This is a genomic window from Streptomyces katrae, assembly GCF_000966975.1.
Classification (GTDB): domain Bacteria; phylum Actinomycetota; class Actinomycetes; order Streptomycetales; family Streptomycetaceae; genus Streptomyces; species Streptomyces katrae.
In genome coordinates, this window is record NZ_JZWV01000215.1 from 1 (window position 1) to 7,338 (window position 7,338).

Below are 7,338 nucleotides of genomic sequence, written 5' to 3' on the forward strand. Positions count from 1 at the left end.
CGGACTCGGAGGCGGACCTGCTGGAGCTTCCGGCCGAGCGGCGGCCGGTGGTTTCGCACAAGGAGCTGCTGGAGCTGCGCAAGTCGCTGAACACGATGGTGGGCGCGTACGTCCACCAGAGCGGCAAGCCGCACGGGGTGATCCACACCGAGCTGCGCCGCGTGTGCGGAGGGCCGCCGAGCGCGGAGGCGACGGCGGGGCAGCTGAAGGAGCGGATCAAGAAGGTGCAGGAGTGGGCCACCCGGATGCGGTGAGTCCGGTCCTGTCGTCGTGAACGCGGAACGGGGTCCGTGCGCTGGTGCGTACGGACCCCGTTCTCATGTCGTGGGCGTCAGTTGGTGACGCGGCGACGACGGCCGGTGCCGGCGACCAGGGCGGCGCCCATGGCGAGGGCCACACCGCCGGCGCCGAGCGCCCAGCTGGTGGCGGCGTCCGCACCGGTCTCGGCGAGCTGGCCGCCGGCGGTGGTGCCGGTGCCCGTGCCGGTGCCGGTGTTGTGGTCGACGATCGGCGTGGTGGTGCCGCCGCCGTTCGGCTTGGTGTCGTTGCCGCCACCGGTGTTGCCGCCACCGTTGTTGTGGCCGCCGTTGTTGCCGGTGTTGCCACCCGTGTTGCCGCCGGTGTTGCCACCGCCGTTGGTGCTGCCGGAGACGATCTTCGACTCGGCCCAGGCGGTGTCGGAGTAGACGTTCTCGTCCACGTTGCTGCCGCCGGCCACCGCGATGGCGATGTTGCCCTTGGGGGCGTTCGCGTTGAACTTGACGCGGACCTGGAGGCTCAGGGACTTGGCCGGGATCTCGACGTCGTCCGTCAGCAGGGCGACCGGGGTGCCCTCGTCGCTGATGACCTGAACGTCGTGCCAGCCGCCCTGGTAGTAGAGCTGGACGTGGACGTCGCCGGCGCTGAGCTTGTTGGCCTCGTCGGCGACGGCCAGGACGAGCACGTAGCTCTCCTGCGCCTTGCCCTTGGAGTTGTCGACCTTGACGGTGATGTTCGTCCAGTCGCCGCCGGCCTTGAAGGAGGCCGGGACGCCGCCCAGGCCCAGGACCGGGCCGGTGGCCTTGAAGTTCTCGTCCTCGTCGACCGGGGCCGGGGCCGGCTTGGCCGGAGCCGGGGCGGGCTTCTCGGCGGCGGGCTTGGCGTCCTTCGCCGGGGCAGGGGTCTCGACGGCCGGCTTCGCCGAGTCCGCGGCCGGGGCGGCGGGGGTCTCGGCGGCGGCGGAGTCACCCTTGGGGGCGGAGTCCGGGGTGGTGACGGCGGTGTTCTTCGCCTCGTCGGCCATCGCGGGCGTGGCCATGAGCACGGTCGGGCCCACGACGGCAGCGGCGGCCACGACGGCCATGCGCTTCAGCTTCACTGGTGCTTCTCCCCTGTTATGCGTTCGGGGCGGGTGTCGCCCCGAACCCCCCTCAACATCTTTTTGAACACGATCAGAGTAGTGGCCGTGTAAACCGATTTTCGGTCCGGGGACATTACGAATCGGTACAGTCGCGTGCTGAAAAGGGCCGAAACCGGCAGGAGGCGACCGGATTCTGGACGAGGCCTTCCGCTGAGCGGACCTGCTCGCTACTGTCCCCGCATCGAACGCCCCGTGGCAGCGCCGCCGCGGGAGCGCAGCCGGTGCCATGGCCGCTACCGGCGGCCTCTCCGTGCGTCGCCGAGGGACCGGCAGCGCTGCACTCATGAGAGTCACCGCCGTCCACCGACGACACAGAGGGAGAGGCGACGTGACCGCGGAAACCTCCCAGACTCTCGACCGAGGGCTGAGAGTCCTCAAGCTGCTCGCCGACACCGACCACGGGCTGACCGTGACCGAGCTCTCCAACCGGCTCGGCGTCAACCGCACGGTGGTCTACCGCCTGCTCGCCACGCTGGAACAGCACGCCCTGGTCCGCCGCGACCTCGGCGGCCGTGCCCGTGTCGGGCTCGGCGTGCTGCGGCTCGGCCGGCAGGTCCACCCGCTCGTGCGCGAGGCGGCCCTGCCCGCCCTGCGCTCCCTCGCGGAGGACATCGGGGCCACCGCGCACCTGACCCTCGTCGACGGCACGGAGGCGCTCGCCGTGGCCGTCGTGGAACCCACCTGGACGGACTACCACGTCGCCTACCGGGCCGGCTTCCGCCACCCGCTGGACCGCGGCGCGGCCGGCCGGGCCATCCTGGCGGCCCGTCAGGGCTCGCTCATCGAGCCCGGCTACACCCTCACCACTCGAGGCGGGCGCGAGCGGCGCCGCGGCCCCCCTCGTCGGCATCAGCGGTCTGGAGGGCAGCGTCGGGGTCGTCATGCTCGCCGACGCCGTGCCGGAGCGGGTCGGCCCGCGCGTGGTCGACGCCGCCCGCGAGGTCGCCGACGCCCTGCGCTGAGCCCCCCGAGGGCCGCGCCCGGGGCCGCGCCCGGGGCCGCGTCCGGCGGACGCGGCTGCGTGCGGCGTCGGCCGGGCGGGCCGGGTCGGTAGATTGGCCGCGTGCTCTCTCGCCTCACACGTCTGCCGCGTCCCACCGCCCTGGCCGTCTGCGCCGCGCCCGTCCTCGCGCTGTTCGCCGTGGCGGCCCTCGCCCCGCTGCCCTTCGTGGTGGCCGTCCCGGGGCCCACGGCCGACGTGCTGGGCTCCGACCAGGGCAAGCCGGTCATCACCGTCACCGGCGCCCCCGTCCGGGACACCAAGGGCCAGCTGCGGATGACCACCATCCGGGCCACCGGTCCCTCCTCCTCGATGAAGCTGCACGAGCTGGTCGACCACTGGTTCAGGAGCGACCAGGCGGTCATGCCCCGGGAGGCGGTCTATCCCACGGGCGGGAGCGACAAGGAGATCGAGCAGCACAACCTGGAGGAGATGTCCCAGTCGCAGTCGGCCGCCGAGGCCGCCGCGCTCGGCTACCTCCACAAGGACCCCAAGTCCGTCAAGGTCGACCTCAACCTCGCCGACGTCGGCGGCCCGAGCGCCGGCCTGCTGTTCACCCTCGGCATCGTCGACAAGATCGACGGCGACGGCAGCGGCGGCGACCTCACCGGCGGCCGCAGCATCGCCGGCACGGGCACCATCAGCGCGGACGGGACGGTCGGCGCGGTCGGCGGTGTCGGGCTGAAGACCCAGGCCGCCCGCCGGGACGGGGCGACCGTCTTCCTCGTCCCCAAGGCCGAGTGCTCCGACGCGAAGTCCGAGCTGCCCGAGGGGCTTCAGCTGATCCCCGTCACTTCGCTGACGGACGCGGTGGACGCGCTGCGGGCGCTGAACCGGGGAGAGGGCGTTCCGTCCTGCTGACGACGGAGGCGGGCTTGGCGTCCATGGCGCGCCAGGCCGGGAAGACGACCGGGGCCAGGGTGGTCAGGAAGTAGACCGCGCCGAAGGCGAGGAGGGCCGTGCGGACGCCGGAGACGTCGACCAGGAGGCCCGCGGCGAGGCCGCCCAGCGGCATGACCAGCTCGCAGCCGGCCGTGGTCACTCCGGAGACCCTGCTGCGCAGTTCCTCGGGGATCGTCTCGAAGACCACGGTCGACAGGATCGGGTTCAGTACGCCCGCGCCCAGTCCGGCCAGGGCCATGGTCACCGCGAGCGGGAGCGGGGTGCCGGTGACGGCGGCGACCACGTAGCGGGCGGCGCCGGACATCAGGAAGGCACCGGCGAACACCGCCCGGCGCGGGAAGCGCTCGCCCCACACCCCGTAGAGGAGGGCGCCGAGCAGGGCGGAACCGCCGAAGAGGGAGATCATCAGGCCGATGGCGGCGGCGCCGCCGAGGTCCTCGCGGCCGTGGACCGGGAGGAGCACGGAGGACCAGCCCTGGTCCAGGCCGTTGGTCATCATCACCATGACGGTGATGCCCAGCAGCAGGCGTGAGCGGGTCATGAACCGCCAGCCTTCGGCGAGTTCGGCCCGGTAGGCGGTGAACGAGGGCTTCCCGGCGGCCGGCTGGGGTTCGGCGGCCGGGACCCCGCGCAGGAAGGCGGAGACCAGCAGGGCCGATACGGCGAAGGTGGCGGCGTCCATGAGCAGGACGGCCTCCGCGCCGAGGGCGGCGATCAGCAGGCCGGCGACCGCCGCCCCGATCATGCGGGCGCCGCGCGAGACGGCGTCGTAGAGGCTCGCGGCCCGGGTGACGGTGGTGCCCGCGTGCGCGGCGAGGCTGGGCAGCAGGACCGAGCGGGCGGTCAGGCCGGGGGTGTGCACGAGGCCGCCGAGGGCCATCAGCGCGCACAGCATCCAGAACTCCAGCAGCCCCGCGTAGTGCAGCAGCGGGATCGCGCCGACCGAGACGGCGCAGACCAGGTCGGAGACGGCGGAGACCCGGCGGCGGCCGAGCCGGTCGATGACCGGGCCGCCGACGAGGGCCGCGACGACGACGGGCAGGGTGGCGCAGAAGGCGACGATCCCGGCCCGTCCGGCGCTGCCCGTGGTCTGGAGCACGAACCACGGGACGCCGATCAGGGTGAGTGAACTGCCGGCTATGGAGATGGTGTTGGCGGCCAGGACGGCCGCGAGGGGCCGCCGGCTCATACGGCGTGCCGCTGGGGGCGGGCGTGGAGGTGCTCGGGCTGCATCAGCCGGATCCCGGCGGCGACCAGGGTCTTGCCGAGCCGGTTGCGCAGGGTGGGCCGGGCGGGGAGGGCGGCCGGGGCGGCTTCGGTTGCGGTTGCGGTCGCGGCTTCGTGGGCGAGGTGCCAGGCGGCGGCCTCGGCGGCGAGTTCGGCGGTGCGGGCGGCGTGGATCCGGTCGTGCGTGAAGGCGTGCATGGCAGGACTCCTTCTGAGCGGGCGCGGAAAGGGGTGGGGAAGGGGCGGGGGGGGCGCTACGCGTGGCCGCGGCGCGGGAAGGCGTGCGTGTGGAGGCGGACCGTCTCGGTGTTCTCGGCCTGCGGCAGGTCGCGGTAGCTGTTCACCAGGTCGTGCATCTTGTGGATCAGCTCGGTGGCCTGGGCGGGCGTCAGGTGGAGGGTGAAGTCGCTCATGTCCGTCGAGGACCGCCATTCCCGGGGCCAGTTGTGCGAGTCGCCGAGCCAGGTGTGGAGCTCCTGGGTGTGGATGGTGGCGATCTCGTGCAGGAAGGCGTCGGCGGCGCCGCGCGTCTCCGGGTCGGCCTCGTCGTACATCAGCGTCTCGTCGAAGGCCGTGCCCTGGTGGACCGCCCGCCACCAGCGCTCGCGGCCCTTGCCGTGCCCGGGCGCGTCCTCGACGAAGCCGTGGGCGGCGAGCTGGCGCAGGTGGTAGCTGGTGGCGCCGCTGGATTCACCGAGCTGCTCGGCCAGCTGGGACGCGGTGGCCGGTCCCTCGTGGCGCAGGGCGGCCAGCATCCGCATGCGCAGGGGGTGGGCGAGACCGCGCAGCGAGCGGGCGTCGAGCGTCTTGACGGCGGGCTGCTCGGGCCGGGAGGCCTGCTCTGGGGTGGCCGGCCGCTGCGGGTCTTCCGCGTTCGTTTCGGGCATGGCTCAACCGTAGGACTTGCAAAGGGTTCTATGCAAGGGTTTCTTTGCAAGCTTTTCTTTGGATGCCTTCAGCGGTCCCCGGCCGCCTGCTCCACCAGTGGGATGATGCGGAACGGGACCGGGTTCTCCATGACGATCGCCGTCGACGCCCGGACGATCCCCTCGAAGCCCACCACCCGGTCGATGACCCGCTGGAGGTCGGCGTTGGACCGCGCCACCAGCCGGCACAGCATGTCCCCGTGCCCGGTCGTCGTGTGCAGCTCCAGCACCTCCGGCACCCCGGCCAGGTGGGCCCGTACGTCCGCGCCCTGCCCCTGTTTGATCTCCAGCGTGGCGAAGGCCGTCACCGGATAGCCCAGGGCCGTCGGGTCCACCTGCGGTCCGAAGCCGCGGATGACCCCGTTCGCCTGCAACCGGTCCAGCCGCGCCTGCACCGTGCCGCGCGCCACCCCGAGCCGGCGCGAGGCCTCCAGGACCCCGATCCGGGGCTCGCGCGCCAGCAGCACGATCAACCGTCCGTCGAGCTCGTCGATGGCCATGGAAACCTTCCCTCGATCGGCTGGTCATACTGCACAGATCTCTCAGTCATCCTCAGGCTCTGCTGGGCAATCTGTACAGCAGAAATGGAAACTATTGCGCAGCTTGTGGAACGGCGGGACGCTGCGCACATGACTGAGACCCTGGACACCACCCCGCAGACCGCGCGTGAGGCAGACCCCTTCCCGGTGAAGGGCATGGACGCGGTCGTCTTCGCCGTGGGCAACGCCAAGCAGGCCGCGCACTACTACTCGACCGCCTTCGGCATGAAGCTCGTGGCCTACTCCGGGCCGGAGAACGGCAGCCGGGAGACCGCCAGCTACGTCCTGACCAACGGCTCCGCGCGCTTCGTCCTGACCTCGGTCATCAAGCCGACGACGGACCACGGCCGCTTCATCGCCGAGCACGTCGCCGAGCACGGCGACGGCGTCATCGACCTCGCCATCGAGGTCCCGGACGTCCGCGCCGCCTACGCGTACGCCGTCGAGCAGGGCGCCCGCGGGCTGGACGAGCCGTACGAGGTCAAGGACGAGCACGGCACGGTCGTCCTCGCGGCGATCGCCACCTACGGCCAGACCCGCCACACGCTCGTCGAGCGCGTCGACTACACCGGCCCCTACCTGCCGGGCTACGTGGCCGTCGCCCCGCTGGTCGAGCCGCCGGCCAAGCGGACCTTCCAGGCGATCGACCACTGCGTCGGCAACGTCGAGCTGGGCCGCATGAACGAGTGGGTCTCGTTCTACAACAAGGTCATGGGCTTCACGAACATGAAGGAGTTCGTGGGCGACGACATCGCGACCGAGTACTCGGCGCTGATGTCGAAGGTGGTCGCGGACGGCACCAAGAAGGTGAAGTTCCCGATCAACGAGCCGGCGATCGCGAAGAAGAAGTCGCAGATCGACGAGTACCTCGAGTTCTACAACGGGCCGGGCGTGCAGCACATCGCGCTGGCGTCGAACGACATCGTCGCGACCGTCCGCAACATGCGCGCGGCGGGCGTGGAGTTCCTGTCCGTGCCGGACGCGTACTACGACACGCTGGGCGAGTGGGTCGGCGACACGCGCGTGCCGATCGACGAGCTGCGCGAGCTGAAGATCCTCGCGGACCGGGACGAGGACGGCTACCTGCTGCAGATCTTCACCAAGCCGGTGCAGGACCGGCCGACGGTGTTCTTCGAGATCATCGAGCGGCACGGGTCGATGGGCTTCGGGAAGGGCAACTTCAAGGCGCTGTTCGAGGCGATCGAGCGGGAGCAGGAGAAGCGCGGCAACCTCTAGCCCTCACGGCCCTCGGGCCATGGTGGCCCGGCCCCGCCGTGAGTTTCGCGGCGGGGCCGAGGCGTTGGGCGGGGCCCGGGGCGCGGTGCCGCTGCGCGGAGCCGTCTC

Annotated in this window: 7 protein-coding genes and 2 pseudogenes; 4 read left to right on the forward strand and 5 right to left on the reverse strand. The window is 72.0% G+C overall.

Going from position 1 to position 7,338, the window contains the following annotated elements; all coding sequences use genetic code 11:
* A pseudogene (locus tag VR44_RS09955) lies at positions 1–254 on the forward strand (ATP-dependent helicase); the annotation flags it as partial.
* Between the two features lie 77 nt (positions 255–331).
* Here the strand turns inward: VR44_RS09955 and VR44_RS09960 are convergent.
* Positions 332–1,357: a hypothetical protein gene (locus VR44_RS09960; protein ID WP_045947057.1), complete on the reverse strand. Its 1,026-nt coding sequence runs from the start codon at positions 1,355–1,357 to the stop codon at positions 332–334.
* 370 nt (positions 1,358–1,727) lie between these two features.
* Here VR44_RS09960 and VR44_RS09965 point away from each other — a divergent pair.
* Together VR44_RS09965 and VR44_RS09970 are read left to right on the forward strand one after the other, a co-directional pair.
* Positions 1,728–2,361: pseudogene (locus VR44_RS09965) on the forward strand (IclR family transcriptional regulator).
* Positions 2,362–2,462: 101 nt separating this feature from the next.
* Positions 2,463–3,260, forward strand: a complete 798-nt coding sequence (locus VR44_RS09970; protein ID WP_045947058.1) for a S16 family serine protease — start codon at positions 2,463–2,465, stop codon at positions 3,258–3,260.
* Here the strand turns inward: VR44_RS09970 and VR44_RS09975 are convergent.
* The 4 genes from VR44_RS09975 to VR44_RS09990 form a co-directional block, all read right to left on the reverse strand.
* Entirely contained in the window at positions 3,190–4,491 is a 1,302-nt protein-coding gene (locus tag VR44_RS09975) for an MFS transporter (RefSeq protein WP_045947059.1), read from the reverse strand. The two genes, VR44_RS09970 and VR44_RS09975, sit on opposite strands and share 71 nt — an antisense overlap.
* Complete coding sequence (locus VR44_RS09980) at positions 4,488–4,727, reverse strand: hypothetical protein (RefSeq protein WP_045947060.1); 240 nt, start codon at positions 4,725–4,727, stop codon at positions 4,488–4,490. The genes VR44_RS09975 and VR44_RS09980 overlap by 4 nt, the downstream gene beginning before the upstream one ends.
* A 56-nt stretch (positions 4,728–4,783) precedes the next feature.
* Positions 4,784–5,416 (reverse strand): ArsR/SmtB family transcription factor, encoded by a 633-nt coding sequence (locus tag VR44_RS09985; protein WP_045947061.1) that lies wholly within the window; start codon positions 5,414–5,416, stop codon positions 4,784–4,786.
* Positions 5,417–5,484: 68 nt separating this feature from the next.
* Complete coding sequence (locus VR44_RS09990) at positions 5,485–5,955, reverse strand: Lrp/AsnC family transcriptional regulator (RefSeq protein WP_045947062.1); 471 nt, start codon at positions 5,953–5,955, stop codon at positions 5,485–5,487.
* 129 nt (positions 5,956–6,084) lie between these two features.
* Between VR44_RS09990 and hppD the strand changes: the two genes are divergently transcribed.
* A complete protein-coding gene (gene hppD, locus VR44_RS09995; RefSeq protein WP_045947063.1) occupies positions 6,085–7,230 on the forward strand; it encodes a 4-hydroxyphenylpyruvate dioxygenase in 1,146 nt (381 codons plus the stop codon).
* The last annotated feature ends 108 nt before the right edge of the window (positions 7,231–7,338 follow it).

Coding starts and splice junctions, on each gene's coding strand:
- VR44_RS09975 (WP_045947059.1), bottom strand. CDS start 4,491: ATGAGCCGGCGGCCCCTCGCGGCCGTCCTGGCCGCCAACACCATCTCC.
- VR44_RS09980 (WP_045947060.1), bottom strand. CDS start 4,727: ATGCACGCCTTCACGCACGACCGGATCCACGCCGCCCGCACCGCCGAA.
- VR44_RS09985 (WP_045947061.1), bottom strand. CDS start 5,416: ATGCCCGAAACGAACGCGGAAGACCCGCAGCGGCCGGCCACCCCAGAG.
- VR44_RS09990 (WP_045947062.1), bottom strand. CDS start 5,955: ATGGCCATCGACGAGCTCGACGGACGGTTGATCGTGCTGCTGGCGCGC.
- hppD (WP_045947063.1), top strand. CDS start 6,085: ATGACTGAGACCCTGGACACCACCCCGCAGACCGCGCGTGAGGCAGAC.